Below are 20,808 nucleotides of genomic sequence, written 5' to 3' on the forward strand. Positions count from 1 at the left end.
GGCCGTAGGGTCGGTGCATGAGAGTCGGTCTGCTCACCCGCGAGTTCCCGCCCGACGTCTACGGCGGAGCCGGCGTCCACGTCGAGTTCCTCGCCCGCGAACTGCGGAACCTCGTCGATCTCGACGTCCACTGCTGGGGAGCCGACCGCGAAGGCGCGCACGGGCACCGCGATCCCCACGGCTACGCCCAGCCCGCGTTCGCGACCATGGACATCGCGGTGTCGATGGCCGACGCGCTCGCCGGGCACGACCTCGCGCACAGCCACACGTGGTACGCCAACCTCGCCGGGCACCTCGCCAAGCTCGCCCACGGCATCCCGCACGTGCTCACCGCGCATTCGCTGGAACCGCTGCGGCCGTGGAAAGCCGAGCAACTCGGTGGCGGGTACCGGGTTTCGCTGTGGATCGAGCGCACCGCGTTCGAAAGCGCCGACGCCATCATCGCGGTGAGCGAAGGAATGCGGCGCGACGTGCTGGCCACCTATCCGGCGGTGCCACCGGAACGCGTGCACGTCGTGCACAACGGCATCGACACCAAGCTCTACCAACCCGTTTCCGGTACGGATGCCTTGCGGGCACACGGAATCGACCCCGCGCGGCCGTACGTGTTGTTCGTCGGCCGGATCACGCGGCAGAAGGGCGTGCCGCACCTCGTCCGCGCGGCCGCCGCCCTGGAGCCGGGGGTGCAGGTGGTGCTGTGCGCCGGCGGTGCCGACACCCCTGAGCTGGACGCGGAGTTCCGCGGCCTCGTCGCAGACCTGCAGGCAAGGCGTGACGGCGTGTTCTGGATCCCGGAAATGCTGCCCCGCGAACAACTCGTGGAGCTGCTCACGTACGCCGCGGTGTTCGCGTGCCCGTCGGTATACGAGCCGCTGGGCATCGTGAACCTGGAGGCGATGGCGTGCGGCACGGCGGTCGTCGCCAGCGACGTCGGCGGCATCCCGGAAGTCGTCGAAGACGGCGTGACCGGCCTGCTCGTGCACTACGCCGAGGAGGACGCCGCCGGCTACGAAGCCGGCCTCGCCGCCCGGCTCAACGAGCTCGTCGGCGACCGGGAGCGGGCCGCCGAGATGGGTGCCGCGGGCAGGCGCCGGGCCGTCGAGGAGTTCGGCTGGGCTGCCATCGCCGCCCGGACGGTCGGGATCTACCAAGCGAGCGGGAGGTCTTCGTGAACGACGTGTCAGACGTGCTGGGCATCGTCCTCGCCGGCGGGGAGGGCAAGCGGCTGATGCCGCTCACGGCGGACCGCGCCAAGCCGGCCGTCCCGTTCGGCGGGGTGCACCGGCTCATCGACTTCGTGCTGTCGAACCTCGTGCACGGCGGGGTGCGGCGGATCTGCGTGCTGACGCAGTACAAGTCGCACTCGCTCGACCGGCACATCAGCACCACGTGGCGGCTGTCGTCGCTGACCGGGGAGTACGTCACGCCGGTACCCGCGCAGCAGCGGCTGGGGCCGCACTGGTTCCAGGGCAGCGCGGACGCCATCCACCAGAGCCTCAACCTGGTCTACGACGAGTGCCCGGCCTACATCGCGGTCTTCGGCGCGGACAACATCTACCGGATGGACCCGCGGCAGATGCTCGACGCCCACCTCAAGTCCGGCGCGGGCGTGACGGTCGCGGGCATCCGGGTGCGGCGGCAGGAGGCGAGCGCGTTCGGCGTCATCGACACGACCGACGGCACGCACATCGACGCGTTCCTGGAGAAGCCGGCCGATCCGCCGGGCCTGCCGGACTCGCCGGACGAGACGTACGTGTCCATGGGCAACTACGTGTTCACCACGCAGGCGCTCATCGACGCGCTCAAGGCGGACGCGGGGAACCCGGAGTCCAAGCACGACATGGGGCGCGACATCATCCCGGCGTTCGTGGCGCAGGGGGACGCGGCCGTGTACGACTTCAGCACCAACGAGGTGCCGGGTGAGACGGAGCGTGACCACGGGTACTGGCGCGACGTCGGCACGATCGACAACTACTTCGAGGCGCACTGCGACCTGATCTCGACGCACCCGATCTTCAACCTCTACAACCGGAAGTGGCCCATCCTGGCGCACCCGGCGCAGCGCGCCGCGGCGAAGTTCGTCGAGGGCGGGACGGCCAACCAGTCCATCGTGAGCAACGGCTGCATCATCTCGGGCGCGCAGGTGGTCGAGTCGGTGCTGTCGCCGGACGTCGTGGTGGAAAACGGGGCGGTGGTGCAGGGTTCGGTGCTGCTGGACGGCGTGCGCGTCGGCTCGGGGGCGGTCGTGCGGCGGGCGATCCTGGACAAGAACGTCGTCGTGCCGCCGGGCGCGCACATCGGGGTGGACCTCGAGCGGGACCGGCAGCACTACCACGTCAGCCCCGGCGGGATCGTGGTGCTCGGCAAGGGGGCGACGGCGCTCACCTAGCTCGACCGGGGTCACTCGATCCAGTGGTTGAACGGCGGCGGGCGTCGCTGTCGGATCGGGCTGGGTACGCCTCTGGGGGACCCGGGGAGGGGCTCCGGGCGAACGAGGGGCGGTGACGGCCGGTATGGCGGGTTGGGGTCTGGACGGCGGCGCGTGGGGCCTGGTGGCACTCGTGGGACTCGCCGGCCTGCTGGGACTGCTGCGGCTGCTTGCTCCCCGGGAGCCGGACAACCCCCTGGAGCGCTACCCGGAGGTGAATCAGCCGCCCGTCCCGTTCACCGACATGACGCCGACGCCGCCCGTGCTGCCCGCGCTCGGGGGGATGGCCGGCGCTCCGGGTGGGCCTGGGGCCGTGGGGGCGGCCGGGGCGCCGGGTGCTATCGGGACGCCGGGTGCTTTGGGGAGTGCCGGAGCGGCGGGTGCTGCGGCGCCGGGGATGGAGGCGCGGCCCGAGCCGGTGGGCGGTTCTGCGCTCCCGGGTGCGGAGGCCCGGCCGGAGCCCGTGAGCTGGGGGAGCGCGGTCCCTGGCGGTGGGGTGCCTGAGTGGGAGCGGCCAGGCGCTGCGGTGCCGGACTCGCATGAGGAGGATGCCTGGGGTTCGGTTGCGGAGTCGCCGGGCTGGGGTTCACCGCAGGATGGAGGCTACCGCCCCGAACAGACCGAGCCGGGCGAGCCACACCCGCTTTCGGGCGGCGCGGCCTCGTGGGGCGGCTGGACGGGTTCCGGATTGGGGGAGCCGGAGGTCGAGGTCCCGGCGGCGCGACAGGAGTCGGACTGGCCGGGCTCCGTCCCGCCGAGCCGGAAGGAACCCGAGCGCGAAACGGCGAGCGTGGGGGCGGCCCGGGCGTGGGCCGAGGACGATCCGCAGTTCACGGTGCCCCACGTGCAGCACCACGCCCGCGTCGAGTTGCTGCGCGAGGACGCGGTGCCGGAAGGCAGCACCACCCCGGCGGAAGGTGTGTTCGCCGGTCAGGTGCTGCCCGCGACCGCCGTCGACACCCGCGCCGAGACGCCGGTGACCGATCGCCCGGGCCGCCACCGCCTCCTCGAAGATGACGACGATTTCCCGGTGGAAGCACCGTCCGCGCCCCAGGGGCTCAGCCCGTGGACCGGTGACAGCGGCCAGTCGCTTCCGGCAGCCTCCGGTTCTCGCGACGGTGAATGGGATCGTGACCCGGGGAGGCATGCTGCGGGTAGCGGAAACGGGCGGACTCAGCCCACCGCCCCGTACGACTTCGAGACGGCGGGGGAGCAGCCCGCGGAGCTCTTCGACAAGACGGCCGAGTGGGAGTCGTCCAGCCCCGCGGCCGAGGAGCAGGCCGCTGCGGGTGTGGATCATGGGGCGCCCTCCGGGGCGGAGGCACCCCGGGAGCAGTCAGGTGACCAGGCTGCGGCGTCTGAAGGGGGCTGGGAGCCGTTTGGCGCGACCTCGGAGGTGGGGCCGGAGGCCTCTCGGGCAGAGTCAGGTGGCCAGGTTGTGGCTCCTGAGGCGGGTTGGGAGCCGTTCGGCGCTTCCTCGGGGGCCGAGATGGAGGCCTCTCGGGCAGAGTCGGGCGGCCAGGTTGTGGCTCCTGAGGCGGGTTGGGAGCCGTTTGGTGCCCCCTCCGGGGCGGGTCCGGAGGCGACGCAGCCAGAGTCAGGTGGCCAGGTTTCGGCGGCTCCTGAGTCGGGCTGGCAGCAGCCGGAGGCGACTCAGCCACAGTCGGTCGGCCAGCCTGTGGCGGCTCCTCAGCCGGGTTGGGAGCCATCCGGCGCCCCCTCCAGGACCGAGGCCGCTCAGCGGCAGTCAGGCGGCCAGGCTGCGGAACCGGTGAGCCCGCAGCACCAGCCCGCCGCGCCCGCCGAGGTGGCGGTGACTCGGGAACCCGCAGGCCAGGCCGCGGGAGCGCCGGGCTCTCAGGCCGCTTGGGAACACCCCGCTACGGCTGAGCACGCCCCGGACCCCGCCCGGGCGCACTCAGCAGGCCACCCCACCCCTGCCGAGACGGCGAACCCGCAGCAGCATCCGAACCAGCCGACCGCACAATCCGAGGCCCACGCGACCCGCGAGCACCCCGAAGCCCCGGCGAACCCCCAACCCACCCAGCAGCACCCCGCCCCACCGGCGGGCGCCGCAGGAACCACCCAGCAGCACCCCGCCCCACCGGCGGGCGCCCCAGACACCCCGCCCCACCACTCCGACCCCCGTTCGGAGCAACCACCGATGCCCCACCCGGACCAGACCCGCCAACCCCACCGCGAGGAGCGCGCCTACGCCGGGCCCGAACCGCGGCGGGGGGTGATCGACCGGCTCCGGGGGTTGCTGCGGCGGCGGTGATCAGTACGCGCGGGTGTCGTTGCGCTGCCAGTTCCAGATGACGCTCAGCTTCGCCTCCTGGGCGAGCACCCCGACGAGCATCCGCAGCTGGCACTCGGGCAGGGGCAGGCAGTCGGTGCGCTCGGGCACGGTGAAAGCGCCGTCCCGGGAGAAGACCTTCAGCAGGTCCGTCGCGGTGCGGATACCGAAGCGCCGCAACGCGATCCGCGCCGCGGGCCCGGCCAGCGGCTCCGAATCGTGCCGGACGGCTTGTGCGCGCTGCGCCTGCTTGAGGTCCTCGCGCTCCGCCGCGTCGAGGTGCATCAGCAGGAACGCCTGGTCCAGCCAGTCGATCACCCGCCCCGGCGGCACCTTCGTGTGCAGGATGACGTCGACCAGGTTCATGCTCGTCAGGTTCTGCATGTCCTCGACACCCTCCTCCAGCAACCGCGCCTCGTACCACAGGCTCAGCCCGTCCAGCTGGTCCAGCGGGTACTGCGGCTTCAGCGGCTGCATCACCGTGCCGAACACCTTCGCCGTCACGCGCTGGATCAGCTGCAGCCCCGCCAGCGGGAAGAACCCGATCACGAACGCCAGCGCCAGCTCCGCCGACACCGCGGACGCCCCCATCCCGCGCACCACCTGGTGCACCACGGCCACGACCAGCAGCACCAGCACGATCCGCTGCACCGCCGACGTGTACGCGCTCGGCCGCAGGTCCGTCTGGAAGAACCGCCGCACCAGCATGCCCGTCACGAACGCGTAGGCCCCGATGAACCCGTACTTCAGCACGTCCCACACCAGCCCCGGCGAGGTGAGGAAACCCGTGTCCCACAACACCGCGGACCAGCCGGCCGCCAGGACCGTGGTGAGCAGGAAGACCGGGAACAGCGACTCCGCGCTCACCACCGGCTCGTCCGCGGACCGCCCGCTGCGCAGCCGCCCGTAGTAGGCCTCGAACTTCTCGCGGTAGATCTCGTCCCGCGGGTGTGGCCCCGCCGCCCACGCCACGTGGTACGACGAGTTCTCGGCGGGCTCCGGCAGGTGCTCCGGCCGGTCCCAGCCCAGCCGGTGCAACGTCAGCACGTACTCCCGCCACACCGCCTGCGCCCGCACGTACAGGAACCGCACGTACAACCAGCCCGGCAGGAACGACAGGCACCACAGCACGAACAGCTTGAGCGCGCCCGGCCCCCACTCCGCGGTCCGCGGCCAGCTGCGGTGCGCCAGGAACCCGGCCACCACCACGGCGGCCGCCGCGGTGAGGACGATCAGGGCGTTGAGCCACACCGCCACCACCTTCCGCCGCAGCCACTGCTGCAGGTGCGGCGCCCGCAACGCCGCCAGGAACCCGCGCCCCGTCACCGCTGTCGCCGTGCTCATCGGACTCTCCCCTCTGCCGGACACCGGGGAAATCGCCGCTCGCGCAGCGTCGTGACACCGTCACCCAACCGGACCAGCACCCGCGTTTGTACGTCCCTTGTATCCCGGCCCGTCACGCTGACCGCACAGCCGAGGAGACATCAGGGAGGACCCCATGAAGATCCTGCGACGCGTCGCGGGCGCGGTCGGCATCGCCGCGACCGCCGTCCTGCTGGGCACCGCGCCCGCCATGGCCGCCACCGGCACCGTCCACACCGACTCCGGCGCCCCGCTGACCGTGCGCTCGTCGCCCAGCACCAGCGCGGGCGCGGTGGGCACCATCGCCGAGGGCAAGTCGGTGACGATCGACTGCCAGACCAACGGCGACACGGTCAGCGGCAAGTACGGCACCACCGACATCTGGGACCACGTGCCCGCCAGCGGCGGCTACATCAGCGACGCCTACGTCTACACCGGCTCCGACGGCCGCGTGGCACCCGACTGCTCGGGCACCACGCAGACGTGCTCGGGATCGGGCCTGGGCAACCCGAACACCTGCGCGCAGGCGGTGGCCAAGGCGAAGTCCCGCGTCCACACCGACTACGACTCCTCCTACGACGGCTGGTGCGACCGCATCAACGCGCAGAACTACGGCTGGAGCGCGAGCGGCTCCAACACCGCGTACATCCACTGGACGCAGATCCCGGCCTCGTACAAGCACCCCGGCGACACCGAGGTGCCCGCCGGCGGCCTCGCCTACTTCAGCAACGGCGGCGCCGGCCACACGATGATCTCCATCGGCAACGGGCAGTTCCTGTCCAACGACATCCACGGCGCCGGGACCTACACGCAGACGACCATCGCCGAGATCAAGCAGAAGTGGGGCCAGACCTACCTCGGCTGGGCCCAGCCCTGGTTCAAGATCAACCACTGACGGCGGAACCCGGCCCCCGGTCACGGAAACCGTGCCCGGGGGTCACCGCACGAGATCGATCACCCGCTCGGCGATCTCGACCGGCGACGGCAGCGCGGCGATCTCCGCCCGCACCTCCTGCGCACGGCGACGGAGGTCGCCGTCCTCGCTCAGCCGCGTGAGGAGTTCGGCGTCCAGGTCCCCCTCGGCAGCGGACAAGCCCGCCCCGCCGTCCCGCACGGCGGCGGCGTTGAGGTACCGGTCGGACCCGCTGGGGAGCACCAGCTGGGGGACACCGGCGACGAGGGCCCCCAGTGTCGTCCCGGCGCCGCCGTGGTGCACGAGGGCGGTGCTGGTGCGCAGCAGCGCGTCGAGCGGTATCCACCCGGCCAGCCGCACGTTGTCGGGCACGGGGCCGAGGCCGCTGGTGTCGGCGTCCCCGAGTGCGACGACGAACTCGGCGTCCACCTGGTCGGCCACCGAAAGCAGCCGCGCGACCGGACCGAGCCCGGTCAGGCCCGTGGCGACGGTGCCGAGCGTGACGGCGACCCGGGGGCGGCCGGTGGCGGGACCGGTCCGCACCAGGTCGTCCGTCAGCACCGCGCCCCGGTTGTACGGCACGTAGCGCATGCTCCAGCCCTCGACCGCCGGGACGAGGCTGGGCGGCGCGACGTCGATGGCGGCCTGGTACTCCGGCACGGCCGTGACGTCGAGCCGCCGCATCACCTCCGTCATGTGCGAGACGATCAGCTTCCCCATCCCGGCGGCGCGCAGGAAGCCGAACCCGTGTCGCACGAGGGGGATGCCGAACCTGCCCGCGGCGGCGAACGCGGCCGCCTCCGTGGCGCTCTGCACGATGACGTCCGGCCGCCACTGCTCGACGGTGCTCGTGGTCCCGTCGGTGAGTCGCGTGGACATGTCCGCCAGCATCGGCACGACCGCGGCCAGGTCGGTGTTCTCCCGCGTGATCAGCTTGACGAGTTCCGGGTCGCTGCGGAACCGCTCGCTCATCAGCGCGGCGAAGTCCCGGCCGGGGAAGACGTCCGCCACCGGCAGCCCCGCCTCGGCCGCGGCCCGCGCCGCCGCTCCGGTGGTGGCCACGAGCACCTCGTGTCCCGTGATCCGCAGTGCCCAGGCCAGCGGCACCGTGGGGAACAGGTGACCGATGCCCGGTGTGACGACGAACAGAACGCGCATGAACGGACTCCTGGAGGAGGACGGAGGACGGCTTCCCGCGACCAAGCCGAGCACGGTTCCGCCGGCGCCGGGGGCCGGATCCGGTCGCCGGGGCCGCTCATCGCCCCAGGTCTGCCCCAAAGCGCAGCACGCCGAAGTGAACAGCCTGTCCGCTACCCTGGGGAGAGCAGGACGACGATCACCGGAAGGGTGTGGCCATGACCCGGGACACGGCTGCCGTCAAGCGCGCCGATGCCGAGCGGAACCGCGCGAAGATCCTCGCGGTCGCCAGGGAGGCGCTGGCCGGCTCCGGTGATCTGCCGTCCATGGCCGAGATCTCCCGGCGGGCCGGGGTGGGCATGGCGACCCTGTACCGCAACTTCCCCGGCAGGCTCGAGCTGATCGAGGAGCTGTACCGCACCCAGATCGACGAGATCTGCTCCGCTGCCGAGAACGCCGAAGGGGAGACGCCAGGCGAAGCGTTCTTCGCCTGGCTCGACTACTTCCACGCGGCCGGTGCGCGCAAGGGCCCGCTGGCCACCCTGCTGCTGGCCGATTCCCCGGGGGAGAGCCGGGTGCTGAGCGAGCACCGGGCGCGCGTGATCGCCGCCGCCGAACCGCTCTTCCAGGCCGCGCAGCGCAGCGGTGAAGTCCGCGACGACGTCGCGCTCGGTGAGGTGCTGGACGCGGTCGTGGCCGCCGGCCGGATCCCGGCCTCTCGCGGCTCGATGGTGCGCGTCCTGTTCGACGGCCTGCGCCGGCACGGGTAGCGGCGAAAATGTCCTCCACCACGCCCTGGCACGGGTGGACTTGCTAAGTGGATAGCCTGTTCACTACTATCTGAACAGGCTATCCACTTAGGGAGCCGTACCAGGACGAGAGGGACCACCATGACTGAGATGCTGCGGACCCATCGCGACGTGCCGGAGTTCGTGCGCGGGGGAGACCGGCTGATGTCGATCGGCGGGCAGTGGGTGCCGGCGGCGTCGGGGCAGACGCTGCCGAACGTCGACCCGGCCACCGAAGAGCCCCTGGCGAGCGTGCCCCGCGGTGGCGCGGCGGACGTCGACGCGGCCGTGCGGGCCGCGCGGCGCGCGTTCGCCGACCCGGAATGGGCGGACATGACCCCGGACCGGCGGGGCCGGATCCTGAACCAGATCGCCGACGTGATCGAGGCGCACGCCGAGGAGCTGGCCACCATCGACTCGGTCAACATGGGCGCGCCGCGCCTGGTGACCGACACGATGCTCGCCGAGGCGAGCGAGGCGTTCCGCTACTTCGCGGGCTGGCCGACGAAGATCTTCGGCACGCACGTCCCCACCACGGGCGACCGGCTGGGCTACACGCGCAAGGAACCCCTGGGCGTGGTCGGCGTCATCTGGGGCTGGAACGGGCCGATGGGGCAGCTGCCCAGCAAGCTCGCGCCCGCGCTGGCCGCCGGGAACACCGTGGTCCTCAAGCCCGCCGAGACCGGGTCGCTGAGCACCCTCCGCCTGGCGGAGCTGCTGGAGACCACCGACCTGCCCGCCGGGGTGGTCAACGTCGTCACCGGCCTCGGCGCCGAGGCGGGTGAGGCGCTCGTCGCGCACCCGGACGTCGCCAAGATCGCCTTCACCGGGTCCACCGCGACCGGCAAGCACGTCCAGGAGCTGGCGTCGCGGACCCTCAAGCAGGTCACGCTCGAACTCGGCGGCAAATCACCCGCCGTCGTGTTCGCCGATGCCGACCTGCGGCAGGCCGCCCGCGGGGTCGCCGCCGGCTTCCACGGCAACGCCGGGCAGGCCTGCGTCGCCACCACCCGCATCTTCGTCCAGGACAGCGTCCGCGAGGAGTTCCTCGCCCTGCTCACCGAGACCATGGCCGCCCCGCCGTTCGTCCCGGGCGACCCCCTGACGCCCGGCACCGTCGTCGGCCCGCTGTCCACCAAGACCCAGTTCGACCGCGTCAGCTCCTACCTCGACCTCGCCGTCGCCGAAGGGGCCCGGGTCGTCACCGGCGGCACCCGCCACGGCGACCGCGGCTACTTCGTCGCCCCGACCCTCCTGGACGACACCACGTCCGACATGCGCGTGGTGCGGGAGGAGATCTTCGGCCCGGTTGCGACCATCAGCACCTTCACCGACGTCGACGACGCCGTCGCGCAGGCCAACGACACCGACTACGGCCTCGCCGCCTCGGTGTGGACCACCAGCCTCAGCACCGCCCACCAGGTGGCCGCGCGCCTGGAGGCGGGCACGGTCTGGATCAACACCTGGGGCGAGATGAGCACGGGCAACCTTCCCTTCGGCGGGTACAAGCAGTCCGGTATCGGCCGGGAAGGCGGTCTCGAGGTCCTGGACGCCTACACCCAGACCAAGACCGTCCTCGTCGCCCTCTGACGGCTGCGCGGGCTTTCGTCCTCCGCTACCGAAATGGGCCCGGGTGCTTGTGCGGGCGGACGAAGCGGTTCGTCCGATCGTGGGGCTACGGTCGCCCGATGGCGAACCTGGACGAGACCAAGCAGTGGCTGGCGGACCGGTTTCCCCGGCTACTGGCCGACCACGGGGTGCCCGGCGCGGCCATCGCGGTCTCCGTCGGCGGCGAGGTCCTCGACGCCGCCGGCGGGGTGCTGAACACCGCCACCGGCGTCGAGGCCACCCCCGATTCGGTGTTCCAGATCGGGTCCATCACCAAGGTCTGGACCGCCACCCTCGCGATGCAGCTCGTCGACGAGGGAGCGCTCGAACTCGACGTGCCCGTGCGCGGCTACCTGCCGGACTTCCGCCTCGGCGACGAGACCGCGGCGGCGACGATCACGGTGCGGCAGCTGATGTGCCACACCTCGGGCTTCGAGGGCGACCTGTTCACCGACACCGGCAAGGGGGACGACTGCGTCGAGAAGTACGTCGCCACCCTCGACGGCGTCGACCAGCTGTTCCCGCCGGGCGAGATGTTCTCCTACAACAACGCGGCCTACTGCGTGCTGGGCCGCATCATCGAGGTCCTGCGGGGCAAGCCCTACGACACCTGCCTGCGCGACCACCTGTTCACCCCGCTCGGGCTGACGCACGCGGCGACCAGCGCCGATGAGGCGATCCTGCACCGGGCCGCCGTCGGGCACCTCCAGGTGGACGGCGAAGCCCGCCCCGCGCCCATGTGGTCGCTCGTGCGGTCCAACGGGCCCGCGGGCTCGGTGCTGGCGATGCGGCCCCGCGACCTGCTCACGTTCGTGCGGGCGCACCTCGACGGCGGCGGCCCCGCGCTCAGCGCCGAGTCCGTCAAGGCGATGCAGGAACGGCAGGTCGCGCTGCCGCCGCTCGGCCTCATGGGCACGTCGTGGGGGCTCGGCTGGGAGATCTACGACCTGCCCGGCGGCACGATCATCGGCCACGACGGCGGCACCATCGGCCAGGCCGCGTTCCTGCGCGTCGTCCCCGAGCGCGACGTCGCGATCGCGCTGCTCACCAACGGCGGCGACCCGATCTCGCTCTACGCCGACGTCTTCGGCCACCTGCTGCCGGCGCTGGCGGGGATCGACCGGCCGCCGTTCCCGGAACCACCGTCCGACCCCGCGCCGTTCGACGCGAGCCGGTACACCGGCACCTACTCCTGCGAGGTCGCCGACGTGACGGTGAGCCAGGACGACGACGGCCGGGTGTGGCTCGAGCAGGTGCCCAAGGGGGTGCTCGCCGAGGTGGGCGAGGCCGAGCGGACCGAGCTGGTCCGGCTCGACGGCGACACGCTCATCACCCGCGAGGCGCCACACGGGCTGCACCAGCCCCACGTCTTCCTCGGCGACGACGGCACCGGCCGCGCCGAGTATGTCCACAGTGGACGAGTGATCCGCCGGGAGGCACGATGAAGAAAGCTCTGACCCTGGCGGGGGCCGGCGTGCTCGCGCTGTCCCTCGCCGCGTGCGGCGGGGGGAGCGCGGGCGGCGGCGCCGTGGTGGACGGCAGGACGTTCACCTTCGTCCTGCCGGGCGACCCCGGCAGCCTCGACCCGCACTTCACCACCCTGTCCACGGCGCTGCAGGCGGACAAGTTCCTCTACGACTCGCTGGTGAACCTCGACGCGTCGGGCGCGACCACCGCCGGGCTCGCGGCGAAGTGGGACGGCGACACCACCAAGGCCACGTTCACGCTGCGGCCGGGCATCACCTGCGGCGACGGGACGCCGCTCACGGCGAGCGTGGTCGCGGACAACATCAACTTCGTGGGCGACCCGAACAACGCGGCCGCGTTGCTGGGGATCTACGTCCCCGCCGGGGCGAAGGCCACGGCCGACGACGCCGCGGGCACGGTCAGCGTCACCTCGCCCGCGCCGGACGCGTTCCTCGTGCGCAACGTCGGCACGCTGCCGATCGTGTGCGGCAAGGGCATGAAGGACCGCAACCTGCTCAAGCAGGGGGCCGACGGCACCGGCCTGTTCAAGCTGACCGAAGCGGTGTCCGGCGACCACTACACCCTCACCCGGCGCAAGGACTACGCGTGGGGCCCCGGCGACTGGAAGACCGACACGCGCGGGCTGCCGGACACCGTCGTGCTGCGCGTGGTGGCCAACGAGACCACCGCCGCCAACCTGCTGGTGTCCAAAGAGGTCAATGCCGCGCAGATCCTGGGCCAGGACCGGCAGCGGCTCAAGGCGTCCGGTCTGTCCGAAAAGGACATGGAGTCGCCGTTCGGTGAGCTGTGGTTCAACCAGAAGGCCGGCCTGCCCGGCGCCGACGAGAACGTGCGGCGCGCGCTGACGCAGGCGCTCGACCTCACCCAGCTCGGGCAGGTGCTGACCGGCGGCACGGGCAAACCGACCACCAGCCTGGTCGCGCCCGGTCTCGGTCCCTGCAACGGCAACACGATCGGCCCGCTGCCCGCCCACGACGTCGCCGCCGCGAAGGCGGCGCTGGACGCGGCCGGGTGGGTCGCCGGCCCCGACGGGGTGCGCGTGAAGAACGGCCAGCGGCTGGCACTGACGTTCTACTACCCGACGAGCGTCGGCGCCGGCATGCAGTCCGGCGCGGAGCTGGTCCAGCAGCAGTGGGGCGCGGTGGGCGTGCAGGTCGACGTCAAGGGCATGAGCAACACCGAGAGCACGCAGATCCTCGCCGGGCAGGGGACGTGGCACGCGATGCTGCTGCCGCTGTCGGTGAGCCTGCCCAGTCAGCTCGTGCCGTTCCTGTCCGGCCCGGCGGGGGCCGAGGGCAACAACTTCGCCTACATCCAGAACCCGCAGTACGACGCCGTCGTGCAGCAGGCGTCGAACATCGCGGGCTCGGACGGCTGCGCCAAGTGGGGCGAGGGCGACCGGGCGGTCGTGCAGCGCCTGGACGTCGTGCCGTTCGTCAACACCGTGCGGCCGATCTTCAGCCAGGGCGTCACGTTCGACCTGAGCGAGGGCAGCGTCGCGCCCGCCACGATCCGCATGCTCGGCTGACGCTTCGTCCGCGCCGACAGGGCGCGCCGGGCGAGTCCGTGCCTGCGCACGAACACCCGGCGCGCCCGAACCGGAAACATCCAGTCCAGCAAGGAACTTCTTCGAGAGGAGGCCGCCAGCGTGACCACCGTCAGCGCCGGCGTCCGCCGGCTGCCCACCGACTCGCCGTGGCTGCGCTTCGCGCTGCGCCGCGCGGGACGCCTGCTGGTGTCGGTGTGGGTGCTGCTGACCGCCGCGTTCGGCATGATCCACCTGATTCCCGGCGATCCGGTGCGCGCGGCGCTCGGGCCCACGGCCTCGCCGGAACTGGTGGCGGCGCGGCGCGCGGCGCTGGGCCTGGACGACCCGCTGTGGCAGCAGTACCTGCACTACCTCGGTGACCTGTTCAGCGGCCGGTTCGGCGTGTCGATGACCTCGGGCCTGCCGGTGTCCCAGGTGATCGGGGACCGGCTGCCCGCGACGCTGGAGATCGCGGGCTACGCGTTCCTGCTCGCGCTGGCCGTGGCGATCCCGGTGGGCGTGGGCGTGGCGGTGCTGACGCGCAACGGCAGGCACCGGCACGCCGAACTCGCCTTCACCACGACGAGCGTGGTGCTGGCGGCGATCCCGGAGTTCCTCGTCGCCGTGGCACTGGTGTTCGTGTTCGGCGTCAGCCTCGGCTGGGCGCCGGTCGCGGGGCGGTCCGGGCCGGAGTCGTACGTGCTGCCGGTGCTGGCCCTCGCGGCGGGGCCGGCGGCCGTGCTCGCCCGGCTGGTGCGGGTGGAGATGCTCGCGGTGCTGCGGGCCGACTACATCCGGACCGCGCGGGCCAAGCGGCTGCCGTCGTGGCTGGTGTACCTGCGCCACGCTCTGCCCAACGCGCTGACCTCGACGCTCACCCTCGGCGGGCTGCTGCTGAGCGCGATGGTGGCGGGCACGGTCCTGGTGGAGAACGTGTTCGCGTGGCCGGGGCTGGGCAGCACGATCGTGCAGTCGATCCTCGCCAAGGACTACCCGGTGGTGCAGGGCGTGGTGCTCGTCTACGGGCTCGGCGTGCTGCTGGTGAACCTCGCGGTCGACGTCGCGCTCGCGCTGCTCGACCCGCGCTCGACGATCAGGGAGAGCTGAGCGGTGCGCAGGTCGAAGTGGGGCGCGGTGCTGCGCAGCCCGGTGGGCGCGAGCGCGGCGGTGGTGCTGTGCGCGCTGGTCGTGCTGGCGGTGCTGGCGCCGCTGCTGTGGAGCGAACGGGCCGCCGCCGTGGACACCGGGCAGATCCTGCAGGGTTCGTCGGCGCAGCACTGGATGGGCACCGACAACCTGGGCCGTGACGTGTTCTACCGCGTGCTGGTGGCGACGCGCCTGTCGGTGGAGCTCGCGCTCGCGGCGACCGCGTTCGGTGTCGTCGTCGGCCTCGTGCTGGGCACCGCCCCGGTGTTGTTCGGCGCGCGGGTCGGCCGGTTCGTGCACGGCGTGGTGTCCATCGCGGTGGCGTTCGCCGGGCTGCTGCTGGCGTTGTTCTTCGCGGTGATCTTCGGGGTCGGCACCGTCGGCGGGGTGCTGGCGATCGGGCTGGCCACCGCGCCGGGGTTCGCCCGGCTCACCCAGACCCTCGTGGCACGGGTGACCGCGCTGGACTACGTGGCCGCCGCGCGGATCGCCGGGGTCGGCCGGGTCCGGCTGCTGCTGCGGCACGTGCTGCCGAACATCGGCGAGCCGCTCGTGGTGAACGCGACGATCTCGGCGGGCGGCGCGCTGCTCGCGTTCGCCGGGCTGTCGTTCCTCGGGCTGGGCGTGCAGGCACCGGACTACGACTGGGGACGGTTGCTCGGGGAGGGCCTCAACAGCCTTTACGTGCACCCGGCCGCCGCGCTCGCGCCCACGGTCGCCGTGGTGGTCGCCGGACTGGCCTTCAACCTGTTCGGCGAGGCCATCGCCAAGGGGATCGGGCAGCACGAAGCGCCACAGCGCGGGAAAACCCGCGAGCCCGAGCCGGAAGCCGCCGCACCGCTCACCGAGACCGGGGACGCCGTGCTCGCGGTGGAGAACCTGCGCGTCAGCTTCCCCGGTCCCGCCGGGCCGGTCACGCCCGTGCGCGGGGTGAGCTTCACGCTCGGCCGCGGCGAATGCGTCGGCGTGGTGGGGGAGTCGGGGTCCGGCAAGAGCCTCACGGCGCTCGCGGTCGCCCAGCTGGTCGAGGAACCGGGGCGGGTGCACGCGGACCGGCTGGAGTTCCTCGGCACCGCGCTGCTCGACCAGGGCGAGCGCGCCGGCAGGCAGCTGCTCGGCACCTCGTTCGCGATGGTGTTCCAGGACCCCATGACCTCGTTCAACCCCACGCAGCGCATCGGTGCGCAGCTGGCCGAGGTCGCCAGGCGGCACCAGGGGATGGGGCGGCGGCAGGCGTTCGCCCGCGCCGTCGACCGGCTGCGTGCGGTGCGCGTGCCCGCGGCGGAACGGCGCGCCCGCCAGTTCCCGCACGAGTTCTCCGGCGGGATGCGGCAGCGGGCGATGATCGGCATGGGCGTGATGGGCAAGCCCGCGCTGATCGTCGCGGACGAGCCGACGACCGCGCTCGACGTCACGGTGCAGCGGCAGGTCCTGCGGCTGCTGCTCCAGGTCCGCGACGCCGACGACGTCGCGATCCTGCTGATCAGCCACGACATCACCGTCGTCGCGCAGGTCTGCGCCCGCGTGCTGGTGATGTACGCCGGGCGGATCGTGGAGGACCTGCCCGCCGCCGAACTGCGCACCGCCGCCCGGCACCCGTACACGCGGGCGCTGCTGGAAGCGGTGCCCGACATGAGCACCGACCGGGACCTGCCGCTGGCCGTGATCCCGGGCCGCGCGGCCGAACCCGGCGCGCTGCCACCGGGGTGCGCGTTCGCGCCCCGGTGCGCGTTCGCCGACGAGCGGTGCACGAGCGCGGAACCGCCACTGGTCGCCGACGGGCACGGGCGGCGGGTCGCGTGCTGGCACGCCGACGAGATCGCACCGGCCGGGCAGGCGCGCGTGCGGGTGGGGGAGTCGCGATGAGCACACTGGTCTTCGAGCACGTCACCGTCCGCTACGGCGGGCGCCATCGGGGGCTGACCGCCGTGGACGGCGTGGACCTGACGGTGCCGGACGGCGCGATCGTCGGCCTGGTGGGCGAATCCGGCTCCGGGAAGTCCACTTTGGCCAGAGCCGCGGTCGGGCTGACCCCGGTGTCCGGCGGGCGCGTGCTGCTGGACGGGCAGCCGCTGAAGCGGCGCGGGCCCGTGCGGATGGTGTTCCAGGACCCGTACTCCTCGCTGGACCCGAGGATGACGATCGGCGCGTCGATCGCCGAAGGGCTGCCGCGCGGCACCCGTGACCGCCGCGGCGAGGTGGCCAGGCTGCTGGACCTGGTGGGCCTGGACCCCGACCGGGCGCGGATGCTGCCCGCGCAGCTGTCCGGCGGGCAGCGGCAGCGGGTCGCGCTCGCGCGGGCGCTCGGCGGACGGCCCGAGGTGGTGATCGCCGACGAGATCACCTCCGCGCTCGACGTGTCCATCCAGGGCACCGTGCTCAACCTCGTCCGCGACCTGCAGCGCCGGATGCGGCTGTCGATGCTGTTCATCTCCCACAACCTCGCCGTCGTGCGCTACGTCAGCGACTTCATCGCCGTGATGTACCTGGGCCGGATCGTCGAGTACGGGCCCGCCGACGACGTGCTGGCCGACCCCCAGCACCCCTACACGCGGGAGCTGCTGGCGGCCGCCGAGACCGTGGCACTGTCCGAACCGGACGCCGTGGCCGACGTCGAGCCCGCCGACCCGCACCACCCGCCGCCCGGCTGCCGGTTCCACCCGCGCTGCCCGGTCGGCCCGCTCGTGCTCGCCGACCGCGGGATCTGCCGCGAGGCCGAGCCCGCCGGTGCGGGGCACCGGCACCAGGCGGCGTGCCACTTCGCCGCCACCCCCGAACTCGTTTCCTGACCTGCGACCCGCGAGGAGAACCCGGTGACCCGACGTCTGCGCATCGAAGACCTCACCGCCGTGGCGGTGCCGGAACACCCGGCGCTGTCCCCGGACGGCACCGAGGTGCTGTACGTGCTGCGCACCTGCGACCGCGACGCCGACGAGAACGTGTACACGCTCTGGCGGGCGAACCTCGACGGCGGCGACGCCCGGCCGTTGACGCGCGGGCGCGCCGACACCGCGCCCGCCTGGTCGCCCGACGGCCGGCGCGTGGCGTTCCTGCGGGACGGGAACGTGTGGCTGCTGCCGTTGGACGGCGGCGAGGCCGAACAGCTCACGTCGCTGCCGCTCGGTGCGGGCACCCCGGTGTGGAGCCCGGACGGGTCGGCCATCGCCTTCTCCGCACCCGTGGACACCGAGGGCACCCCGGACGACGCCCCGATGGCCGCGGACCGCCTCGACTACCACGCCGACGGCTCGGGCTGGCTGCGCGGCATCCGCAAGCACCTGCACGTGCTCGACCTCGAGACGCGGCAGTGCCGCCAGGTCACCTCCGGCGACTGGCACGCCGGCGACCCGGCGTGGTCGCCGGACGGCACCAAGCTCGCCTTCTCCGCCGCGACGGGCGCCGACCGCGACCTGCGCCTGCGCGTCCCCGTGCACGTCCTCGACGTCACCGACCCGGCGGCCCGGCCCGAGCAGGCCGGTCTCGCCGAGGGCGTCGGCGGCCCGGTGACGTGGACCGCGGACGGCACGGCGCTGCTGGTCGTCGGCCACCCCGGTGGGCCGAAGGGGCACGCGCGGCTGCTGCGGGTGCCGCTCGACGGCGGCGAGGTCACCGACCTCGCGGGGTCCTTGGACCGCAACGTGATGCCGGGCGGTCCCGGCTACCCGGGTGCGCTGCCGCGCCTGACCGCCGACGGCGGCGCCGTGCTGTTCTGCGTACGTGAGCGCGGCTGCACCCACCTGTACTCGGTGCCCGTCGACGGCGGCGCGCCGCGCCCGCTCCTCACGGGTGCGGGGCGCACGGTGGCGGGCCTGTCGATCGCGGGGAGCACGGCGGTCGTCGTGCTCGTCACGCCGGCCTCCTACGGCGAGATCGTCCGGCTCGACCTGGAGACGGGCACCGAGACCGTCCTCACGCGACACGGCGACGCACTGTCCGAAGTGGAGCTGTTCGCCAAGGAGGAGCGGGAGTTCCGCATCTCCGACGGCACGGTCGTGCAGGGCTGGCTGATCCGGGACCCCGCCGTCACCGGACCCGCGCCGCTGCTGCTGGACGTCCACGGCGGCCCGCACAACGCGTGGCACGGCGGCGCCGACGACGTGCACCCCTACCAGCAGGAGCTGGTCTCGCGCGGCTGGGCGGTGCTGCTGGTCAACCCGCGTGGCAGCGACGGCTACGGCGAGGAGTTCTACACCGCCGTGGATTCCGCGTGGGGCACGGCCGACGCCAAGGACTTCCTGGAGCCGCTCGACGAGCTGGTGAAGGAGGGCGTCGCGGACCCGGAGCGGCTCGCCGTGGCGGGCTACAGCTACGGCGGCTACATGACGTGCTACCTCACCAGCCGGGACAACCGCTTCGCGGCCGCCGTCGCCGGTGGCGTCGTCTCCGACCTCTCGAGCATGGCGGGCACCTCGGACGAGGGGCATTTCCTGCTGGAGTACGAAGTCGGGGCGCTGCCGTGGGAGGAGCCAGGGCGCTTCGCGGAGATGTCGCCGTTCGCCAAGGTCGACCAGGTCCGCACGCCGACACTGGTCGTGCACGGCGCCGCGGACCTGCTGTGCCCGGTGGGGCAGGCGCAGCAGTGGTACAGCGCGCTGCGGGAGCGCGGCGTCCCGTCGCGGCTCGTGCTCTACCCCGGCGCCCCGCACGCGTTCATCCTCAACGGCAAGCCCTCCCACCGGATCGACTTCAACGAGCGCGTCGTCGACTGGGTCGAGCAGTACGCGAACCACCGCCGCCCGCGCGCCGACGCGGCGCACTGGCAGCGGCGGCTCACGGAACTGGCCGAGCGGCACCACGTGCCCGGCGCCGCGCTGGGCATCCTGCGCCTGCGCCCCGGGCAGGAGGACGAGCTCGTGGAGGCCGCCACCGGGGTGCTCAACGTGGAAACCGGCGTGACGGCCACGACGGACTCGGTGTTCCAGATCGGGTCCATCTCGAAGGTCTGGACCACCACGGTCGTCATGCAGCTCGTCGACGAGGGCCTGCTCGACCTGGACGCCCCCATCGCCGATGTGCTGCCCGAGCTGCGCCTGGCCGACCCCGACGTGGGCAAGCAGGTGACGATGCGGCACCTGCTGACCCACACCAGCGGCATCGACGGCGACGTGTTCACCGACACCGGCCGCGGCGACGACTGCCTGGAGAAGTACGTGGCGGGGCTGGCGGAGGTCGCGCAGAACCACCCGCTCGGCGTCACCTGGTCGTACTGCAACTCCGGCTTCTCCCTGGCGGGCCGGGTGATCGAGAAGATCACCGGGAAGACCTGGGACGCGGCGCTGCGTGAGCGCCTGTTCACGCCGCTGGGCCTGCGGCACACGGGCACCCTGCCGGAGGAGGCGCTGCTGCACCGGACGGCGACCGGGCACTCGGGCACGACCGAGCCGGTCAAGGCACCGGTCTGGACGCTGCCCCGCTCGGCAGGCCCCGCCGGGCTGATCAACGCCACGACGGCCGACGTGCTCGCGTTCGCGCGGCTGCACCTGACCGGCGGCCTCGCGGCCGACGGCACGCGCCTGCTGAGCGAGGAGAGCGCCGCGGCGATGGCGGCCAAGCAGGTGGACCTGCCGGACAAGCACACGCTCGCCGAGTCGTGGGGGCTGGGCTGGTTCCGGCTGGACTGGGGCGGGCGCAGGCTGATCGGGCACGACGGCAACACGATCGGCCAGGCCGCGTTCCTGCGGCTGCTGCCCGACGAGGGGCTCGCGGTCACGCTGCTCACCAACGGCGGCAACGCGCGCGACCTCTACCAGGACCTCTACGGCGAGATCTTCGCGGAGCTGGCGGACGTCGAAATGCCCCGGCCGCTGGAGCCGCCCGCCGAGCCCGTCGACGTCGACATCACGCCGCACCTCGGCACCTACGAGCGGGCGAGCGTGCGGATGGAGGTGCTCGTGGGCGACGACGGGCCGCGGCTGCGCACGACGGTCACCGGCATGCTCGCCGACCTGGTGCCCGACCCTACCGAGGAGCACCCGCTGGTCGCGGTGGCCGAAAACCTCTACGCGGTCAGGGAACCGGAGGGACAGATGTGGATTCCGGTGACCTTCTACACGCTGCCCGGCGGGGAGCGGTACGTGCACCACGGCGTGCGCGCCACTCCGAAGGTGTCCTGAC

13 protein-coding genes are annotated in these 20,808 nt (G+C 72.9%); 11 read left to right on the forward strand and 2 right to left on the reverse strand.

Annotation, left to right across the window (positions count from 1 at the left end):
* Nucleotides 1-17 precede the first annotated feature (17 nt).
* Together glgA and glgC are read left to right on the forward strand one after the other, a co-directional pair.
* Nucleotides 18-1,172, forward strand: coding sequence for a glycogen synthase (gene glgA, locus BMZ92_RS01095; RefSeq protein ID WP_091503629.1), 1,155 nt, complete (start codon nucleotides 18-20; stop codon nucleotides 1,170-1,172).
* Nucleotides 1,169-2,389 (forward strand): glucose-1-phosphate adenylyltransferase, encoded by a 1,221-nt coding sequence (glgC, locus tag BMZ92_RS01100; RefSeq protein WP_177228489.1) that lies wholly within the window; start codon nucleotides 1,169-1,171, stop codon nucleotides 2,387-2,389. The genes glgA and glgC overlap by 4 nt, the downstream gene beginning before the upstream one ends.
* A 2,317-nt stretch (nucleotides 2,390-4,706) precedes the next feature.
* Here glgC and BMZ92_RS01110 read toward each other — a convergent pair.
* The gene (locus BMZ92_RS01110) at nucleotides 4,707-6,068 is read right to left on the reverse strand and encodes a hypothetical protein (RefSeq protein WP_091503632.1); all 1,362 of its coding nucleotides are present in this window, start codon (nucleotides 6,066-6,068) and stop codon (nucleotides 4,707-4,709) included.
* A gap of 154 nt (nucleotides 6,069-6,222) precedes the next feature.
* On the opposite strand from BMZ92_RS01110, the gene BMZ92_RS01115 reads away from it, so the two are divergent.
* Nucleotides 6,223-6,981 carry a hypothetical protein gene (locus BMZ92_RS01115; protein WP_091503634.1) on the forward strand — a complete coding sequence of 253 codons (759 nt, stop codon included), beginning with the start codon at nucleotides 6,223-6,225 and terminating at the stop codon, nucleotides 6,979-6,981.
* 42 nt (nucleotides 6,982-7,023) lie between these two features.
* On the opposite strand, the gene BMZ92_RS01120 is transcribed toward BMZ92_RS01115, so the two are convergent.
* Nucleotides 7,024-8,157 (reverse strand): nucleotide disphospho-sugar-binding domain-containing protein, encoded by a 1,134-nt coding sequence (locus tag BMZ92_RS01120; RefSeq protein ID WP_091503635.1) that lies wholly within the window; start codon nucleotides 8,155-8,157, stop codon nucleotides 7,024-7,026.
* 197 nt (nucleotides 8,158-8,354) lie between these two features.
* On the opposite strand from BMZ92_RS01120, the gene BMZ92_RS01125 reads away from it, so the two are divergent.
* The 8 genes from BMZ92_RS01125 (at nucleotide 8,355) to BMZ92_RS01160 (ending at nucleotide 20,807) form a co-directional block, all read left to right on the forward strand.
* Nucleotides 8,355-8,906 carry a TetR/AcrR family transcriptional regulator gene (locus BMZ92_RS01125; protein ID WP_091503637.1) on the forward strand — a complete coding sequence of 184 codons (552 nt, stop codon included), beginning with the start codon at nucleotides 8,355-8,357 and terminating at the stop codon, nucleotides 8,904-8,906.
* A gap of 120 nt (nucleotides 8,907-9,026) precedes the next feature.
* Nucleotides 9,027-10,514: an aldehyde dehydrogenase family protein gene (locus tag BMZ92_RS01130; RefSeq protein ID WP_091503638.1), complete on the forward strand. Its 1,488-nt coding sequence runs from the start codon at nucleotides 9,027-9,029 to the stop codon at nucleotides 10,512-10,514.
* A gap of 98 nt (nucleotides 10,515-10,612) precedes the next feature.
* Nucleotides 10,613-11,977, forward strand: a complete 1,365-nt coding sequence (locus BMZ92_RS01135; protein WP_091503640.1) for a serine hydrolase domain-containing protein — start codon at nucleotides 10,613-10,615, stop codon at nucleotides 11,975-11,977.
* On the forward strand, nucleotides 11,974-13,548 hold the full coding sequence (locus tag BMZ92_RS01140; RefSeq protein WP_091503642.1) for an ABC transporter substrate-binding protein: 1,575 nt from the start codon (nucleotides 11,974-11,976) through the stop codon (nucleotides 13,546-13,548). Before BMZ92_RS01135 ends, BMZ92_RS01140 begins: the two co-directional genes overlap by 4 nt.
* Nucleotides 13,549-13,668: 120 nt before the next feature.
* The gene (locus BMZ92_RS01145) at nucleotides 13,669-14,655 is read left to right on the forward strand and encodes an ABC transporter permease (protein ID WP_177228490.1); all 987 of its coding nucleotides are present in this window, start codon (nucleotides 13,669-13,671) and stop codon (nucleotides 14,653-14,655) included.
* A gap of 3 nt (nucleotides 14,656-14,658) precedes the next feature.
* Nucleotides 14,659-16,560: a dipeptide/oligopeptide/nickel ABC transporter permease/ATP-binding protein gene (locus tag BMZ92_RS01150; protein WP_091503643.1), complete on the forward strand. Its 1,902-nt coding sequence runs from the start codon at nucleotides 14,659-14,661 to the stop codon at nucleotides 16,558-16,560.
* Nucleotides 16,557-17,483 carry an ABC transporter ATP-binding protein gene (locus tag BMZ92_RS01155; RefSeq protein WP_091503645.1) on the forward strand — a complete coding sequence of 309 codons (927 nt, stop codon included), beginning with the start codon at nucleotides 16,557-16,559 and terminating at the stop codon, nucleotides 17,481-17,483. The genes BMZ92_RS01150 and BMZ92_RS01155 overlap by 4 nt, the downstream gene beginning before the upstream one ends.
* 24 nt (nucleotides 17,484-17,507) lie before the next feature.
* The gene (locus BMZ92_RS01160; protein WP_091503646.1) at nucleotides 17,508-20,807 is read left to right on the forward strand and encodes a serine hydrolase; all 3,300 of its coding nucleotides are present in this window, start codon (nucleotides 17,508-17,510) and stop codon (nucleotides 20,805-20,807) included.
* Nucleotide 20,808: the final 1 nt, after the last annotated feature.

This window comes from Amycolatopsis sacchari (genome assembly GCF_900114035.1).
Lineage (GTDB): Bacteria > Actinomycetota > Actinomycetes > Mycobacteriales > Pseudonocardiaceae > Amycolatopsis_E > Amycolatopsis_E sacchari.